Consider the following 21,205-nt stretch of genomic DNA (forward strand, 5'->3'; position numbering starts at 1 on the left):
AGGATATCCGCAAGTTGAAACTCAAATTCTGCATGGATAAAGGAAAGGTGAACGATTTGGCACAGGTAAATATTAAAGATATCTATCCGCTGTCCCCGATGCAGGAGGGAATGTTGTTTCATTCCATCCTCGACGCAAAATCAGAAGCTTACTTTGAGCAGACCGTTATTACCTTTAATGAAGTGCTGGATGTTCATCTGGTTCAGCAAAGCTTGCAGCAGCTCATGAATCGATATGATATATTCCGTACCATTTTTATGTATAAAGAAACAGAACGTCCGCTTCAAATTGTCTTGGAAGAACGTGATGCGTTGCCGGTTCATTTCGAAAATATCAGTGTTTTTCCTGAAGCTGAGAAAAGGGGGCATTTTACTGACTTTTTAAAGACAGAGCGTCAAGCGGGTTTTGACTTGGAAAAAGATGTTCCGATTCGGCTTGCCCTGTTTCAATGGGATGATGACTCTTGCAGGCTTGTCTGGAGTGTTCATCACATTATAATGGATGGTTGGTGCATGGGAACGGTAGCCCAGGAATTTTTCACCATCTATACTTCCCTTCGGTCCGGAGTGCCTGCACAATTGGATACGGTATATCCGTACAGCAGTTTTATTCAGTGGCTGGAGCAACAGGACAAGGAAGAAGCGACAGCCTATTGGCAGGGGTATTTAAATGGGCTTGAAAATGAAACGATTTTACCGGGCTATAACCGTCCATTGAATCCAATCTTCGAAGCAGACCGTTACACATGCAAGCTGGGGAAAGAATTGACTCAAGGAATGGAGAGAATAGCTAAACACTACCACACGACAGTCAGCACTGTATTTCAGACGGTATGGGGATTATTGCTTCAAATGTACAACCACAGCCGGGATGTTGTGTTCGGGTCCGTAGTATCCGGCAGACCAGATGAAGTTCCGGGAATTGAAAATATGGTGGGATTGTTCATTAACACAATACCAACACGCATAACCAGTGATGTGGACCAGAGATTTTCGGATCTGCTTATATCTGTGCAAAACTCCAACATCGAGTCTACTCAGTACTCTTATTCTTCCTTGGCAGATATTCAGAATCACACGGATTTGAAACAAAATTTACTCCGTCATATTGTTGTTTTTGAGAACTATCCTTATTCAGAGGAGCTTATTCATGCGGAAAAAGGTCCTGATACACTTCAGGTCACCGACGTGGAGGATATTGTACAGACCAACTATGATTTTAATGTGATTGTCGTTCCTGGATCACAGTATGAAGTTACTTTTAGTTACAATCGGCTGGTTTACGTTGAAAATTGGATTAGGCTAATTGCAGCTCATCTTAAACGGGGACTGGAACAGATTGTTCAACAGCCGGATCTACTGATTTCCGATTTGGAATTTCTGACGACGGAAGAGAAAAGTCAGGTTTTATCCCAATTTAGCGGAGTACAGATCTCATATCCTTCTAGTGATACCATCCATCTTTGTTTTGAAAAACAAGTAGAAAAGACACCGAAGACAATAGCGGTTGTCTGTGAGAACTCCAGTCTGACTTATGCTGAGCTGAATGAACGTGCTAACCGACTAGCTCGTACCCTACGTAGTTACGGCACAACAACCGATCGGCTGGTTGGACTCATGACTGATCGTTCTATAGATATGGTGGTCGGCATCCTCGCTATTCTTAAAGCAGGAGGGGCATATGTACCCATCGATCCGTCATATCCAGAGGAACGTATCCGTTATATATTTGACGATTCCGGTGCAGACCTGCTTTTGACGCAAAGCCATCTTGTGGAAAAGGTCAAAGAGGCCGCTTTTGGAGGAAAAGTCCTAGTATTGGATGAAGATCCAACTATATATCACATGGAAGGGTCAAATCTGGAGGCTGTATCAGGAGCAAACGATCTAGCCTATGTCATATACACTTCAGGTACTACAGGACTGCCTAAAGGTGTAATGCTGGAGCACCATGGATTGTGTAACCTGAAAACGTATTTTGATGAAACATTGCAGATAAGTCCGTCAGATCGTGCCCTACTGTTTGCGAGCTACGCATTTGATGCTGCCTGCTGGGAAATATTCCAGGCGCTATTTTGTGGCGCGACACTTTACGTGCCTACTTCGGAAATCATACTGAACTACAACCAGTTTGAACAGTACATGGCGGATCATAAAATTACGGTGGCAGCATTACCTCCTACCTACGCCGTGTATCTAAACCCAGAACGAATGCCGGATCTGCGTATTCTGTTCACCGCTGGTTCCGCTTCCTCGATGGAGCTCGTAACCAAGTGGAAGGATCAGGTCTCCTATTTTAATGGTTACGGACCGACAGAAAACTCGGTAGCAACGTCCATTTGGCCGGTGTCGGAGCACCCCGGAGCAATCGATACCATTTCCATAGGACGTCCCGTACCCAACCACCGGGTGTACATGATCGATGCTCTTGGTCATCTTTTACCTGCTGGAATAGCAGGGGAGTTGTGTGTATCCGGCCCAGGACTGGCACGCGGTTACCTGCACCGTCCGGAATTAACGGCTGAACAATTTGTGACCAATCCGTTTGCAGGTGGGGAAGCGGGCTATGAACGCATGTATCGGACAGGCGACCTGGCAAGATGGTTGCCTGACGGCAACATTGAGTACATGGGCCGGATTGACCATCAGGTCAAAATTCGCGGTTACCGGATTGAACTGGGCGAAGTTGAGACGGCTATGCTGAAGGCAGATCGCATGCAAGAGGTCATCGTACTGGCACATGCTAACAGCCAAAACCAACACGAACTGGTTGCCTACTACGTGGCGGAACGGGAAGTGACGGGGAGCGAGCTTCGCAAGCAGTTGAGTGAAGAACTCCCGAATTATATGGTTCCCTCGCACTTTGTTCAGATGGAGCAAATGCCGCTCACACCCAACGGCAAAATCGACCGCAAGGCATTGCCGGCACCGGAGCAGATTTCCCGTTCCACGCAGGAATATAGTGCTCCACGGACGGCAGAGGAGCAGGTTCTGGCTCGTGTGTGGGAGGCTGTACTGGGCGGCGGTCCGGTCGGATTGACGGATCAATTTTTTGATCGGGGCGGGGACTCGATCAAGGCGATTCAGGTATCCTCACGCCTACTGCAGGCAGGATACAAGCTGGATATCAAAGACTTGTTTAAGTACCCTGAGGTTGCTGAGCTAGCTACGCACCTGCGTGTGTCGGATACCCAATTAGCTGATCAGGAAGAGGTCAGCGGAGCTGTGCTGCTGACACCGATTCAGCAGTGGTTTGTGGAACAAGAGCAGCCTGTGCCGGACCACTTTAATCAGGCGGTTATGCTTTACCGGGAGCAGGGATTCGAGGAAGAGCCGCTACGCCAGGCACTGACGCAGTTGGTGGTGCACCATGATGCGTTGCGGATGGTGTTCCGCAAGGCGGAGCAAGGCTGGGAAGCGTGGAACCGCGGAGTGAAGGAAGGGAAGCTGTATGATCTGGAAGTGGCCGATTTCAAAGACGTGCCGATCGGTCCCACATTGGGTCAAGCTATAGAAGCCCAGGCCAGCACTATTCAGAGTAACATCCGACTGGATGAAGGACCTCTGCTGAAAGTGGGCCTGTTCCACTGCGCTGATGGGGACCATCTGCTACTGGCTATTCATCATATGGTGGTAGACGGCGTATCGTGGCGGATACTGTTGGAGGATTTGTCGAATGCCTATGAGCAGGCTGTACGTGGAGAAACCATACAGCTCCCGACGAAAACAGACTCCTTCCGGGTCTGGTCGGAGCGGTTGTCAGCCTATGCCGACAGCCTTGAGATGGAAAGTGAGCACGTATACTGGGAGCAATTGAATGAATTGACGGCATACGAGTCTTTAAAACTTTCAGAATTGCTGGAATATAATAAAAAACCATTGACCATAAATAACACAGCTACTTTGAGCTTGAAATTCACGAAAGAAGAGACTGATCAACTGCTAAAGCAGGCCCATCGCGCGTACAACACAGAAGTGAACGATCTGTTGCTGACGGCGCTCGGCATGACGTTAAGCACTTGGACTGGCAGTGATCAGGTTGCAATTCTTCTGGAAGGCCATGGCCGGGAAGATATCATGAAGGATACGGATATATCACGAACGGTCGGCTGGTTTACGAGTCAATACCCGGTGCTGCTGCGGATTAATCGGGAAGATGATATCTCCGGGTACATCAAACGGATGAAGGAGATGTTACGCAGCATTCCACATAAAGGGATTGGATACGGCATCTGGAGATATCTCAGCCAGAACGGACCGTCCGGGGCAACATACGCCGAGCCACAGATCAGCTTTAATTATTTGGGTGAATTTGATCAGACGCTGCGGCACAGCGAAACGCGCATGTCACCGTACTCCAGTGGAGCAGATGTTAACGAACAGACCAGAATGCCGTGTTCCCTGGATGTGGGGGGCATTGTAACAGATGAAATGCTCGAGCTGGATATTCGTTATAACACAAAAGTATTACAGGAAGATAATGTAATAAAACTAGCCAGGGAACTCAAGCAGAACGTGCTGGAAGTGATCCGCCACTGTGTATCACGGGAGCGTTCTGAATTGACGCCAAGTGATGTGCTGCTTTCGGGTCTTTCGGGTCTAAGCCTGGAAGCATTGGACCGGATGGTGGAGCAGATTCAGCCTGACGGAGAGCTTGAGAATATATACCCCATGACGCCGATGCAAAAAGGCATGCTGTTCCACAACATGCTGGATTCCCGGTCCAGTGCGTATGTGGAGCAGTCCACCTTTAAACTGAAGGGAACGCTGGATCTCGTAGCGTTTGCTGCCAGTCTGGACTTGCTGGTGCAGCGTCATTCAACACTGCGGACTAACTTCCGGAGCGATTTGCAGGATGAGCCCTTGCAAGTGGTATACCGGAGTAAACGCGGAGATTTGTACGTGGAGGATATACGTGAGAAGGAGAAGGCGGCGCAGGAGCAGTATATCGAGGAGTTCGCGCGTCGGGATCAGCAGAAGGGGTTTGATCTGGCAAAGGATACGCTGATGAGGGTATCCATCTTCCGTACATCAGACGATTCATACCATTTTGTATGGAGCTTCCATCACATCATAATGGACGGCTGGTGCTTGTCACTGGTCACCAATGAGGTCTTTGGAGGATATACCACCCTTACAGAAGGAAAGCCACCGCAATTCCCTGTGGTAACACCATACAGTCGATACATCGAATGGCTGGAGGAGCAGAACCGTCAGGAAGCAGCGGAGTATTGGAGTAGTTATCTGCAGGGCCATGAGGAGACGACGGTCTTGCCTCAGGCCAAAACAGGGAAGGCGAAGGGATATGAGGCTGAATATCTGGAATTTGATTTAGGTATAGACCTGACGGCGGAACTTCAGAAGCTGGCAAAGCAAGAACAGGTGACGATAAATACGCTGATGCAAACAGCCTGGGGTGTTTTGCTGCAAAAATATAACCGCACAGAGGATGTCGTTTTCGGTAGTGTGGTATCGGGACGTCCAGCGGACATTGCGGGAGTAGAGCAAATGATCGGACTTTTCATTAATACCATACCAGTCCGTATTCAAGGTGGACCGGCAACTGCATTTGCTGAGTTAATGAAGCAAACTCAGAGGCAGGCGCTTTCTGCCAATGCCTATGACACTTTCCCGCTATATGAAATTCAGGCACTGACCGAGCAGAAGCAGGATTTAATCAAGCACATTATGGTATTCGAAAATTATCCGGTGGAACAGCAGGTAGAACAGCTGGGAAGTGATGGGCAGGAACCATTCACGATTTCGAACGTGGTGGTCACAGAACAAACCAACTACGATTTGAATGTTGTCGTGATGCCGGGAGAAGGCATCAAGATTCGTTTTATGTATAACGCATTGAGCTTTGATCAAACCGGGATTGAGCGTCTGTATGGACATTTTGCCCGTCTGCTGGAGCAAATTTCGTTCAACCCGTATATTCGCGTTGAAGAACTGGAAATGGTGACAACGGCGGAAAGACAACAGATTACAGGCGAGTTTAACGACACGGCTTCTGTATATCCGCGCAATCAGACAATCCAAAAGCTGTTTGAGGAGCAGGCTGAATGTACGCCAGATCACGTGGCCGTCACTTTGGATCATCAATCGTTGACCTATCGGGAACTCAATGAGAAGGCTAACCGATTAGCGCATACGCTACAGACTGCTGGAGTGAAGGCCGATGAGCCTGTCGGCATTCTAACGGAGCGTTCGTTGGATATGATTATCGGAACGTTGGCTATTTTGAAGGTTGGAGGCGCGTATGTGCCGATAGATCCTCAATATCCCGAAGATCGTATTCGCTATATGCTGGAGGATTCGGGAGCCAAACTGCTGCTGACTCAACAAGATTTACTGGATCGTTGCTATTTTGATGGACAGATTGTCAATCTGAATGATGATACGTCCTACAGTTCGGATGCTTCCAATTTGGGGATAGATGGAGCGGGCGAACATGCTGCTTATGTCATCTATACCTCGGGATCAACTGGCAAGCCTAAGGGCGTCGTTGTTGAGCATCAAAGTGTCGTGCGATTGGTACGTAATACGGATTATGTGCCGTTCGATGAATCAATTCGAATGTTGCAGACTTGCGCATTTGTATTTGATGTGTCTACGTTTGAAATTTGGGGGGCGCTACTGAACGGTGGTCAGCTTGTACTCGTGCATAAGGATGATCTTTTGGACGCAGCTAAGCTCAAGGAGACCATACGGGATCATCGCATCACCATGATGTGGCTGACTACACCGCTATTTAATCAGCTTTCGCAGCAGGACAGTAAATTGTTCGGAGATGTGAAGTATTTGCTGGTCGGAGGCGACGTGCTGTCTGCGCCGCATATTAACCGGGTGTTACGGGATAATCCGGACATGAATATCATTAACGGCTATGGACCAACGGAAAATACTACTTTTTCGACGGCTTATCATATTAAGGAAGAACAGCTTGATTCTGTGCCGATCGGGCGTCCTATCCGCAATTCGACGGCGTATGTGGTCGATTCGGCGTTTAACCTGCAGCCGATTGGAGCATGGGGTGAGCTGGTTGTTGGCGGAGACGGAGTCGCACGCGGTTACTTGAACCGTCCTGAATTGACGGCTGAGAGATTTCTTGCTAATCCGTGGGTGGACGGAGATCGCCTATACTGCACGGGAGACCTTGTTCGCTGGCGTGAAGACGGTACATTGGAATACGCTGGACGGATGGATCAACAAGTTAAAATTCGCGGCTACCGAATTGAGCTGGGCGAGGTCGAGTCGGCTATGCTGAAAATAGATCGTATCCAAGAGGTCAGCGTACTGGCCCATGCGACAAACCAAAACCAACACGAACTGGTTGCCTACTACGTGGCGGAACGGGAAGTAATGGGGAGTGAGCTTCGCAAGCAGCTGAGTGAAGAACTCCCGAATTATATGGTTCCCTCGCACTTTGTTCAGGTGGAGCAAATGCCGCTCACACCCAACGGCAAAATCGACCGTAAGGCATTGCCGGCACCAGAACAGATTTCCCGTTCTACGCAGGAATATAGGGCTCCACGGACGGCAGAGGAGCAGGTTCTGGCTCGTGTGTGGGAGGCTGTACTGGGCGGCGGTCCGGTCGGATTGACGGATCAATTTTTTGATCGGGGCGGGGACTCGATCAAGGCGATTCAGGTATCCTCACGCCTACTGCAGGCAGGATACAAGCTGGATATCAAAGACTTGTTTAAGTACCCTGAGGTTGCTGAGCTAGCTACGCACCTGCGTGTGTCGGATACCCAATTAGCTGATCAGGAAGAGGTCAGCGGAGCTGTGCTGCTGACACCGATTCAGCAGTGGTTTGTGGAACAAGAGCAGCCTGTGCCGGACCACTTTAATCAGGCGGTTATGCTTTACCGGGAGCAGGGATTCGAGGAAGAGCCGCTACGCCAGGCACTGACGCAGTTGGTGGTGCACCATGACGCGTTGCGGATGGTGTTCCGCAAGGCAGAGCAAGGCTGGGAAGCGTGGAACCGCGGAGTGAAGGAAGGAAAGCTGTATGATCTGGAAGTGGCCGATTTCAAAGACGTGCCGATCGGTCCCACATTGGGTCAAGCTATAGAAGCCTGGGCCAGCACTATTCAGAGTAACATCCGACTGGATGAAGGACCTCTGCTGAAAGTGGGCCTGTTCCACTGCGCTGATGGGGACCATCTGCTACTGGCTATTCATCATATGGTGGTAGACGGCGTATCGTGGCGGATACTGTTGGAGGATTTGTCGAATGCCTATGAGCAGGCTGTACGTGGAGAAACCATACAGCTCCCGACGAAAACAGACTCCTTCCGGGTCTGGTCGGAGCGGTTGTCAGCCTATGCTGACAGCCTTGAGATGGAAAGTGAGCACGTATACTGGGAGCAATTGAATGAACTGGCGGCATCCGAGTCGCCCCAACTTCCAGTGTCCCAAGAGCATAGCGATAAGTTTATGCAGCAAGACATGGGTATCGTAAATGTGAGGCTTACGAAGGAAGAGACTGATCAACTACTGAAGCAAGCCCACCGCGCGTACAACACAGAAGTGAATGATCTGTTGTTGACGGCACTAGGCAAGACGTTAAGCGCTTGGACTGGCAGTGAAAAGGTTGCGATTCTTCTCGAAGGCCATGGCCGGGAAGAAATCATAAAGGATACGGATATATCACGGACGATTGGCTGGTTTACGAGTCAATACCCGGTACTGCTGCGGATTAACCGGGAAGATGATATCTCCGGGCACATCAAACGGATGAAGGAGATGCTGCGCAGCATTCCACATAAAGGAATTGGGTATGGCATCTGGAGATATCTCAGCCAGAATGGACCGTCCGGGGCAACATACGCCGAGCCACAGATCAGCTTTAATTATTTGGGCGAATTTGATCAGACACTGCAGCATAGCGGCATGCATTTTTCTCCATATTCCAGCGGAGCTAATACTCATGAATTGACCCAAATGTCCTGTGTTATGGACGTGGGAGGACTCGTTACAGATGGCATGCTGGAACTAAGTATTCAATACAACATTAAGGCACTCCAACAAAATGCTGCTGAGCAACTAGCAGAGCAATTCAAGCAGAACGTGCTGGAAGTGATTCAGCATTGTGCATCTCGGGAGCACTCCGAATTGACACCAAGTGATGTGCTGCTTTCGGACTTAAGCCTTGAAGAACTGGACCAGATGGTGGAGCAGATTCAGCCTGACGGAGAGCTTGAGAATATGTACCCCATGACGCCGATGCAAAAAGGCATGCTGTTTCACAACATGCTGGATTCCCAGTCGATCGCCTATGTGGAGCAGTCCACCTTTGAATTGAAGGGAACGCTGGATCTCGCTGCATTCGCCGCCAGTCTGGACTTGTTGGTACAGCGTCATTCAGCTCTGCGGACCAACTTCCGGAGCGATTTGCAGGACCAGCCGCTGCAAGTGGTGTACCGGAATAAACGCGGAGAACTGTACGTAGAGGATATACGTGAGAAGGAGAAGTCGGCGCAAGAGCAGTATATCGAGGAGTTCACGCGTCGAGATCAGCAGAGGGGCTTTGATCTGGCAAAGGATGCACTGATGCGTGTATCTATCTTGCGTACATCAGATGATTCATACCATTTTGTATGGAGCTTCCACCACATCATAATGGATGGCTGGTGTTTGTCGCTGGTTACCAACGAAGTCTTTGGAGGATATACCGCCCTAGCAGAAGGGAAGCAACCGCAATTGCCTGTGGTAACACCCTACAGCCGATACATCGAATGGCTGGAGGGGCAGAACCGTCAGGAAGCAGCGGAGTATTGGAGCGACTACCTGCGGGGCTATAAGGAGACGGCGGTCTTGCCGCAGGCCAAAACAGGGAAGACCCAGGGATATGAGGCCGAATATCTGGAATTTGATTTGGGTATAGACCTAACAACGGCCCTACTGCAATTGGCAAAGCAAGAACAGGTAACGATAAACACGCTGATGCAAACGGCCTGGGGTGTTTTGTTGCAAAAGTATAATCGCACAGAGGATGTCGTTTTCGGGAGCGTGGTATCTGGACGTCCAGCGGACATTGCCGGAGTAGAGCAGATGATTGGACTATTCATTAACACGGTCCCCGTACGTATTCAAGGCGGGCAAGCAACTGCATTTACAGAGCTGATGAAGCAAACTCAGCGACAGGCGCTTGCTTCGGGATCATACGAAACGTTCCCACTCTATGAGATTCAGGCACAGGCAGAGCAAAAAGTGGAACTGATTAATCATATTATGGTATTTGAGAACTATCCGGTGGATGAACAAATTGAGCAATTAGGTGAAAGGGAGGAAGCTGATTTTAAAATAACCGGAGCAGGAGCGGTTGAGCAGACGAATTATGATTTTAACATCGTGGTGTTACCGGGAGAGACGCTACGAGTTCATTTTGGTTACAATGCCCAGGTATATGATTATGAAAGGGTAGAGCAGATCCAGGGGCATTTGCTGCAACTGCTGGAGCAAATCAAGATCAATCCAGCTGGCCGGATTTGCGAGCTGGATATATTAACCGCGCAGGAACGCGAGCAAATGCTGGATGCTTGGTGTAACACGACAGCAGCATATCCACGTGAGCAGACGATTCACGGGTTGTTTGAGGAGCAGGTCTTGCGAACACCGGAGCAGGTAGCTGTATATTTTGAAGGAGCGCAAGTGACCTACCGTGAATTAAATGAGCGAGCGAACCGTCTGGCGCGTACTTTACGCAGTAACGGTGTGATGGCAGACGACCTAGTCGGCCTGATGACAGAGCGATCGATTGACATGATTGTCGGCATCTTGGGTATTTTGAAGGCAGGGGGCGCCTACATTCCGATCGATCCGACTTATCCGGAGAACCGCATCCGTTATATGCTGGACGATTCAGGTACGGAACTGCTGTTAACGCAGCAGCATTTGGTTGAAAAAGTGGAATTTAGGGACAAGGTACTGCTGTTGGATGCAGAAATGGGCGAAGGCAGTGCGGATGCAAGTACGGCTGAGGCAAAAGGAAAAGCTATATCCGCATATCACAGGGATGGTTCGAATTTGGAAGCCACATCCGGTCCTCATAACCTAGCGTATGTAATCTATACGTCTGGAACGACAGGCCAGCCTAAGGGAGTCATGCTCGAGCATCGTGGACTCTGCAATCTGCATACGTATTTCAGGGAGACATTGCGAATCAGCAGTTCCGACCGTGTTGTATCGTTCGCCAGCTTTTCCTTTGATGCGGCATGCTGGGAAATGCTTCAGGCGCTCTTCAATGGGGCCACTTTATGTATCCCGACATCAGAGACCATTCTCAGCTATGACAAGTTTGAGCAGTATATGGCGGATCATCACATTACAATTGCAACGCTGCCCCCAACCTATGCCATATATTTGAGCCCAGAACGAATGCCGGAACTACGCATCCTGTTCACGGCCGGATCGTCGACCAGCACTGAGCTGGTTACTAAATGGAGAGACGGTGTGACCTATGTTAACGCCTACGGTCCAACGGAAAATTCCATAGCAACGTCTGTCTGGCCTGTACCGAGAGGTCCCGAAGCAGGGGGGGCTATATCAATCGGACGCCCTGTACTGAATCACCGCGTGTACATGGTCGATGCACATGGACAGCTTGCACCATCTGGAATCCCCGGTGAACTGTGCGTATCCGGCCCAGGACTGGCACGCGGTTACCTGCACCGCCCGGAATTAACGGCTGAACAATTTGTGGCTAATCCGTTTGCAGATGGGGAAGCGGGCTATGAACGCATGTATCGGACAGGCGACCTAGCAAGATGGATGCCTGACGGCAACATTGAGTACCTGGGCAGGATTGACCATCAGGTCAAAATTCGCGGTTACCGGATTGAACTGGGCGAGGTTGAGGCGGCTATGCTGAAGGCAGATCGCATGCAAGAGGCCATCGTACTGGCACATGCAAATAGCCAAAACCAACACGAACTGGTTGCCTACTACGTGGCGGAACGGGAAGTGACGGGGAGCGAGCTTCGCAAGATGTTAAATGAAGAACTCCCAAATTATATGGTCCCTTCACATTTCATTCAGTTGCAGAATGTACCTCTTACACCGAACGGTAAAATTGACCGTAAGGCGCTGCCGATACCAGAAGATCGTTTGGCCGACCATGTTGCACCGCGAACATGGATGGAAATAAAATTAGCAGATATCTGGCAGGATGTACTGGGTCTACCGCAAGTAGGCATCAACGAAAATTTCTTTGAAATTGGTGGTCATTCGCTACGGGCGACGACACTGACTTCTAGAGTTCGCAAAGATTTAAATAAACCGATGGAATTGCAAAACATATTTGAGGCACCGACGATCGAGCAATTGGCGGCCTTGCTTGAAGAACAGGATCAAATCACATATGCATCCATTCCTGTGGCTGAAAAACGCGACACTTACCCGCTTTCTTTCGCACAGACACGGATGTATGTGCTTCACCAGCTGGATCCTGATGGAATAAGCTATAACACCACATCAGCACTGAGAGTAATCGGTCCGATAGATATGAAACAGGTGGAAGAGGTATTCCATCAATTAATTTCACGTCATGCGGCCCTACGGACAAGCTTTGAACTGGTGAATGGTGTGCCGATGCAGCGGGTGCACGATACGATTCACTTTGAGTTGGAATATGCCACAATATCAGAACTGCGGACAGAATCCAATGAACTTATGCTTGAGAATTTAGCAAAAGAACATACCCGTTCCTTTGTGCGCCCATTTGACTTGAGGATCGCTCCGTTGCTACGTGTAAAGCTGGTCAAATGGGGATTGGACGAAGAAGGACAGGAGCCGCAGCACTTATTGCTGCTTGATATGCACCACATCGTTTCAGACGGGGTATCCATTGAAATATTAGCTGGTGATTTTGCCCGCTTATATAGCGGTGAAGTATTATCTCCGCTGCGTATTCAATATACGGACTATGCTGTGTGGCAGCATAGCAAAACTCAGCAGGAGCGAATAAAGAGTGAGGGAGAGTACTGGCTGAATAGATTTAGTGGTGATTTGCCTCAACTGGATTTGCCAACTGATTTTGAGCGTCCGGCAACACGATGTACGAAAGGTGACGCTGTTGAATTTGAAATGGGACAGGAATTGACCCAGTCTTTAAAAGAACTGGCGGTGCACACGGATTCTACGCTGTACATGGTACTTATGACTGCATACACAGCATTGTTGCATTATTACACAGGGCAGGAAGACATCATTGTCGGTACTCCGATTGCAGGTAGACCGCATGCTGACCTGGAGTCTATGCTCGGTATGTTTGTCGGCACGCTCGCATTACGTAATCATCCTCACGCTGAACAGACGTTTTATAACTGCATTGAGGACGCCAAGACATGTGCACTGCAAGCATATGCGCATCAGGATTATCCGTTTGAGGAGCTGGTGGAAAAGCTCGACCTGAAACGAGATATGAGCCGTAATCCGTTGTTCGACACGATGTTTGTATTGCAGAATGTGGAGAAAAAAGAAGTGAAGTTGGACAAGTTGTTCTTCCGCTCTTTTGGCATAGAGCAGGTTTCTGCGAAATTCGACCTGACGCTTGAAGTCAGTGAGGAGGAAGCATCTATCCAGCTCCAATTTCTGTACACTACATCTTTGTTTAAACGGGAAACGATAGAAAGTATGGCAAGGCATTTTGTACAGTTGGTCAAAACCGTTGTAGCCGATCCCAATACTAAGCTGGGCGAATTGGCGCTGATTTCGGAAGAAGACAAAGGGATTCTAAAAAAACATAGGGACACCCTAAAGGCTTCTCGCTACTGGAGTACTCTGCTCGAAGGCTATGAAGAAGCACCTCAATTGCCATATGCCAATCTGATGGGGCGCAGTCCATATCAGACAGAGCATCTGGAGATTAATTTGAATGTTGAACGAACGGTGGCGCTGCAGCGAATTGCACTGAATGAGCAGGTGACGATAAATACGCTGCTGCAGACAGCCTGGGGAATTTTATTGCAAAAGTATAGCGGTACAGATGATGTGGTGTTCGCTTGCTCCATATCAAGTCCCTTGACAGATATATTGGAATCGAAGCATTTAATTGGACTGGGCAACCACACCTTACCAGTTCGCATTCGAACCCAAGCAGGAGCGAACTTTATCGGGTTGATGAGAAAAGTGCAGCAGCAAACCGATGAATCTGCGGTACATGAACATTTTCCAATGTCTGAAATGGTTACAACGAAAGTGCAACAACTGGCACTCTTTGGCCATAGAATGGTGTTTGAGACTGCTTTAGAAGAGGCCAATACTGAGCAAGAAAGCTACGATTTAAGCATCATAGTATTTCAGGGAGATACGCTACGGATTGATTTTACCTATAATGCCCAGGTATATGATCATCTGAGTGTGTCGCAGATTCAAGGACATCTACTGCAGTTGCTGGATCAAATTATAGCGAATCCGGATAGTTTAATTGAGGAAATGGATCTGTTGACTATGCAGGAGCGGGAGCACATCATCCAGGTGTGGGGAAATACCACGGCAGAGTATCCGCGTGAACAAACAATTCACGGACTGTTCGAGGAACAGGTTTTGCAGACTTCGGATCAGACAGCGGTATATTTTGAAGGTCAACAATTGACCTACCATGAATTGAACGAGCGCGCTAACCGGTTGGCCCGTACTTTACGCAGCTATGGCGTGAAAGCCGATAGTCTGGTTAGTCTGATGACAGAGCGTTCCGTAGATATGATTGTGGGCATATTGGCAATTTTGAAGGCGGGGGGAGCATATATCCCGATAGACCCAACCTATCCGGAGGAACGCATCCGCTACATGTTAGACGACTCAGGTACCGAACTGTTGTTAACGCAACAGCACCTGATGGAAAAGGTGCTGTTTGGAGGCAAGGTGTTGGTGCTTGACGGTGAACAGGACGGAGTTGCTTCCGATACAAGAAAAGCGGATGTACGCGGGGAAATGCTGTCCGTATACCATCAAAACGGTTCGAATTTGGAGGCTGTATCGGGACCAAACGATCTAGCATATGTCATCTACACGTCCGGAACGACGGGTCAACCTAAGGGAGTCATGCTTGAGCATCATGGTCTTAGTAATCTTAAAACCTACTTCGAGCAAAAGTTGAGTATTGGCTTGTCCGATCGGGTTGTCATGTTTGCCAGTTATTCGTTTGATACGTCATGCTCGGAAATAATCCAGTCTTTACTATGCGGAGCGACATTGTATATACCTTCCTCCGAGACTATTTTGAATTATGAACGTTTCGAGCAATACATGGCTGCCTGCAAAATTACAATTGCAACGCTGCCGCCAAACTATGCTGTATACCTGAACCCGGATCGCATGCCTGATTTGCGTGTTCTGCTTACAGCAGGATCGGCCTCTACCGCAGAACTGGTGTCCAAATGGAAGGACCGGGTGGCTTATTACAATGCGTATGGTCCTACCGAAAATTCCGTTGCAACGTCTCTTTGGCCGGTATCGGAAGAAAATTCTGAGTTAGGTGGAATCATATCCATCGGGCGGCCTGTATCTAATCACCGCGTGTATATGGTGGATATACACGGAAATCTTTCACCTGCAGGAGTCCCTGGTGAGCTGTGTGTATCCGGTCCGGGGCTGGCACGCGGCTATCTACACCGTCCAGAGCTGACAAAAGAAAAATTCGTAGCCAATCTGTTTGCAGCAGAGGAAGTTGGCTATGAGCGAATGTACCGTACAGGTGACTTGGCACGATGGTTGCCAGATGGAAACATTGAATATTTGGGTAGGATTGACCATCAGGTCAAAATCCGCGGGTATCGGATTGAGCTCGGTGAGATTGAAGCGCAAATTATTAAGGTGGACGGTGTTAAAGAATCTATTGTCATGGCTCGTGCAGATCAGCAGGGAGACTATCATTTGGCTGCTTACTACGTAGCTGAAAAAGAAATCAGCGGCAGTATGATGTTGAATTTGCTGAATGAAAAATTGCCGAACTATATGGTACCGTCGTATTTTATACAACTGCAGAACATGCCGCTGACACCGAACGGGAAAATTGATCGCAAGGCACTGCCGGCATTCGAGGAACATGCTGATTTGACTGCAGAATATGCAGCGCCGCGCACTGCCATGGAAGTGAAGTTAGCACAAATTTGGAGAGAGGTACTCGACATTCCGTCCGTCGGAATTCATCATAATTTCTTTGCCATTGGCGGACATTCACTTCGTGCGACAGCGTTGGCCGCAAAAATTCACAAAGAACTGAATATCGAGTTACCGTTGCGTTATGTATTTGACTTTCCAACAATTGAGCAAATGGCGCAGGCTGTTTATGAATTGTCTCCAAATCCATTTGCAGCGATTCCTGTTGCCGAATTGAGAGACAGTTATCCAGCATCTATAACTCAAAATAGACTATACGTTTTGAGCAGCATGAATAACTACAATATGTCTGCCATGCTTTTGATGGAAGGGGAACTGAATTTTTTAAGATTAGAAAGAGCGCTTAAGCAATTAGTTCAGCGTCATGATACATTGCGAACCTCTTTTGAATTCGTAGATGATAAACTGGTACAACGGATTCACGACCATGTCGATTTCACTTTGGAGGTTATGCAGGGACACGGCGAGAACGAAGCAAGAGCAATGATGAGACAATTTATCAGACCTTTTGATCTTGGGAAGGCACCGTTACTTCGAGCTGCTCTTTTGCAAGAATCTCCACAGCGTCATTGGTTTATGTTTGACATGCATCATGTGATTTCAGATGGTGTATCCATGAGTATATTGCTGAACGAGCTGCCCGCACTGTATGAAGAAAAAACGTTGCCCGCCTTGCGAATTCAATACAAGGATTATGCGGTATGGCAGCAAGGAGATATTGGTAGCTCATGGATGGAAAAACAAGAAGAATACTGGCTCAAGCAAATGAGCGGCGACATTCCGATTTTGGGTATTCCAGTCGACTTTGAAAGACCTGCAACACGTAGCACCTCGGGCAGCACCGTTTCCTTTGCCATTTCACATCAGGACGTGAGCGGTTTGAAACATATCAGTTTGCAGGCGGGAGCTACCTTATTTATGGTATTACTGGCGGCCTACAAGACCCTATTGTTCAAGTACAGCGGTCAGGAGGATATCGTTGTTGGAACACCTATTGCAGGTAGACAGCATCATGATTTGCAGCCAGTCGTCGGGATGTTTGTCAACACGATTGCATTGCGGAGCTTTCCTGAAGGGGATAAGTCTTTTTACGAATATGTTCAGGAAGTGAAGGACCAGGTGCTTGATGCCTTTGAGCATCAGGATTATCCGTTTGAATTGCTGGTGGAGAAGCTGAATGTACAAAGGGACCTGAGCCGAAATCCGTTATTCGATACTCTTTTTGAGCTAGATAACATGGACTCTGGTACGACGGAATTCCAAGACTTGCAGGTTACTCTGTGCCCGGGCGAACAGAATATGGCAAAATTCGATTTGACACTTACGGCCATGGAAAGCTCTGAAGGTTTGGTTTTCAGTTTCACATATGCCGATAGCCTGTACAAGAGAAGCACGATTAAACGAATGGCCGATCACTTTCTCCAGTTGATTAAAGCTGTTGTAGATGAACCACAGACAAAACTTTCTGAAATTGAGATCATTACGTCACAGGAAATCGAAATGATATTGGATGTCTGGGGAAATACCGCGGTGAAATACCCAAGTGAAAAAACCATTCATCAATTATTCGAAGAACAGGTAGAGAAGACTCCAGATCAAGTAGCTGTAGTTTTTGGAGATAGCCAGATCACATATAACGAATTAAATGTGCGTGCAAACCAACTGGCTCGCGTGCTAAGAGCAGAAGGAGTTCAGGCGGATCAATTGGTCGGAATGATTATGGAGCGCTCTATCGAAATGATTGTAGGGATTTTTGGTATTTTAAAAGCTGGTGGGGGATATGTGCCTATCGACCCTGAGTTTCCGCAGGAACGTATGCTCTATATGTTACAAGACAGCCATATTAAGCTTATGGTTGCCATGCCAGAAATGGCCGCGAAGGTACCGTCGGATGTGCTGGTCATTTCACCTGATAGTCACAGGCTATCTGCAGAAGACTGTTCCAACTTGGCTGAAGTTTGTGACCCTGGCCATTTGGCTTATGTGATGTATACCTCAGGTACGACGGGCAAACCCAAAGGAGTGATGATTCAACACTCTAATGTCGTGAATATGACAACCGCATTTAGAGAACAAGTATATAAGAAATACAAATCGCCAATGCGGATGGCATGGCTATCGCCGTATGTATTTGATGCATCAGTGAAACAAATTTTCCCATGCCTGCTTCTCGGGCATGCGCTTCACGTGGTACCGAGAGAGATTAGCACCAATGGTCATCGTTTGGCTGACTATTTCAGATCCCAACGGATTGATTTTACTGATGGTACACCGGCACACATGCATATGCTGACGGAAATGCAAGACTCCGTTGCAGACCTGAATGTACAGCATTTTATTTTTGGGGCAGAGGCGCTGCCCGGTCATCTCGTTAAAACATTTTTGAGCACCCGGCCCGGATATCGTCCGCAAATAACTAATGTTTATGGTCCTACCGAGTGCTGCGTAGACACAACTGCGTACGACATTGACGGGGAGACGATGACAGCTTGGACACATACGGTGCCGATTGGCAAGCCAATGGCTAACCAGCACGTATATATTATGGATATGAATCGGAAGTTGGTTCCGATAGGAATTGCAGGCGAAATCTACATCGGTGGTGATGGAGTAGGGCGAGGTTATATGGGAAATCGTGAGCTGACAGATGAGAAATTTATAGCAGACCCCTTCAAACCAGGAAAACGTATGTACCGCACAGGAGATTTGGCGCGATGGATGGCAGATGGAAATATTGAATATTTAGGCAGGATGGATCATCAGGTGAAAATTCGGGGTTACCGAATTGAACTTGGAGAAGTGGAAGCGCAAATAATGAACCTGCCTGCGATCCGTAAAGCGGTGGTTATTGCTCGTGAGAATGAATCAGGACAAAAAGATTTATGTGCTTATTTTGTGGCTGATAGGGATATGACCATTCAGGAACTTAAAGCAGCGTTGGTTCCCAATCTTCCGATGTACATGCTGCCAAGCTATTTTGTTCAATTGGAGAAAATGCCGTTGACCACTAACGGAAAAATTGATCGTAAATTGCTTCCTGTGCCGGACGGAGACATTCAAACAGGTGTTGAATATGCAGCACCGCGAAACGACATGGAACGACAAATGGTAGATATTTGGAAACAGAATCTGGGTGTCAGTATTGTTGGCATTGATGATAACTATTTTGATTTAGGCGGACACTCCCTAAAAGCCATTCAATTGGTTTCACAGGGTCAGGCTGTTGGCATTGAAATAGGGATTAATCAGGTGTTTCAATATCAGACTATTCGCCAAATGTCAGAGTATATGCGAGCAGACACTTCGATGCCGGATATGTTAACACGTGATATTGCCGAGGCAATCGACATCATCGAAAAGGCTTATGACGTATATGCTCATTTCCAATCAACAACTGTTGAAGGGCGAGATCAATTAACTTTGCACATAGATCCTTTTGATTCTATACAAGCAGAGGCCCTAAAGAAAGTCATTTTGTCACGCCTTCATCCTGACCTTCATCCACATCATTTGCTTCCTTTTGAAGCAGCTGCTCAAGTACCTGACTGTGAAAAGCTGTACACAGATACGATGGTAGACGATGAAGCTGTGAAGCGGCATGCTGAGGAATGGCTGGAACATCTGCTGCGGATGAATGACCAATGGAATAGCACGATGCTGGCAGGAGAGCCTTTACAACGCTATGCGCTTGCTCCCGCTCAACATTATCATTTGGAGCATCCGCAATCCTCAGGAGGTGTCATTCCTTTTGATAGTTACCTGCTGGATGTAGAACGGTTATCTGCAATCATGCAACGTCTGATAGAGCGCCATGAACTCTTTAGAAGTGTGTTGGTCCAAACGGATGTCGGATGGGAATGGGAAATGTTGTCCATGAAGGAGCGCATGGACATTCCAATGATAGATTTATCGAACTACGGTGCAGAGATGCAAAATCGTATACTCTCACATATATTGCCTGCATTCTTTATGAACCCTTATGAAATAACCGGAAACTTATTATATCGTATTGCGCTTGTCCGCCTCAATTTAAGGGATCATTTGCTGCTGCTCCCTTGTTCACATCTCATCTATGATGGCATGAGCGGAGAGGTCGTTAAGAGTGAGTTGTACCGTGCATATGATGATATGAGCAATGTAAAAGGGCAACTAGCAGGAAGCTACCGTGATTATGTGAGTCAGGTCCGCAAAGGACCTCAGGGCATGGGTGATCAAGAGATTGTTGACAAATTTCACTTGTCCGCATTTGCTGCTGCTTCGGATGCTGTAGTCCTCGCAATTGATGAGCGCAACCATACAACGGGCACAGATGTGACAGTAGAACTTGCAGATTGGAATGATTCTGACGCAATCGGACACATGTGGGACTTGGCTATACGCCTAGCTAACCGCTTTTTCCGCAGATATTTGCAAGTGGACGAGATTCCTATTCTTCTCACCAATTATGGACGGGCATACGAGGACAAGCAGTATTTTGATATTATAGGTGAATTTATAGACCAAATCCCTGTACTGCTTACAGATGCGGATGAACATGGGCATGAGATCAGAAACAGTATGCAGTTGGCCGTATCGCGTAACCTGAATTTTCTAAATCTCATATACAATGATGAAATGGCTTCGTTGTATCCGCAGTCTAACAGGTATCTGAAGCATAGCCTGAATAAGCTACCTATTGTCTTCAATTACCTTGGCGAAGCGTCAGATAAATATCAGCTGTTTAAAAATATCGAGCCAGAAGAGAGGGACATCTATCGGGATCCAATCATTTTCTTTACTGTTCAGCATGTGGAAAATGTATTGCAAATCTCACTGGAACTTCCTTTTGAAGAAAATCCAGAAACCGTTAAAGCGTTGTTGGAAACAGAGCTAGCGAATTTACTAGTAACAGACGAAAATGGAATAATGTCCACCTAATTTTCACTCAAGGCATTAAAAACAAGCTCCGAGTTCAAAATAGGGAAACTGGGCCCCAAAGCTTTCAAATGGCTTTGGGGCAATCTAAACAAACCACAAAAGCCGCAAGTCTCCAATAACCCCGGAGATTTACGGCTTTTGTGGTATGAATGTAGCGA

General features: G+C 47.7%; 1 protein-coding gene. It reads left to right on the plus strand.

All coding sequences use genetic code 11. From position 1 onward, the window contains the following. Positions 1 to 14: 14 nt before the first annotated feature. Positions 15 to 21,047: a non-ribosomal peptide synthase/polyketide synthase gene (locus tag JOE49_RS17785; protein ID WP_209942229.1), complete on the plus strand. Its 21,033-nt coding sequence runs from the start codon at positions 15 to 17 to the stop codon at positions 21,045 to 21,047. Positions 21,048 to 21,205: the final 158 nt, after the last annotated feature.

This window comes from Paenibacillus sp. PvR133, assembly GCF_017833155.1.
GTDB lineage: Bacteria > Bacillota > Bacilli > Paenibacillales > Paenibacillaceae > Paenibacillus > Paenibacillus polymyxa_B.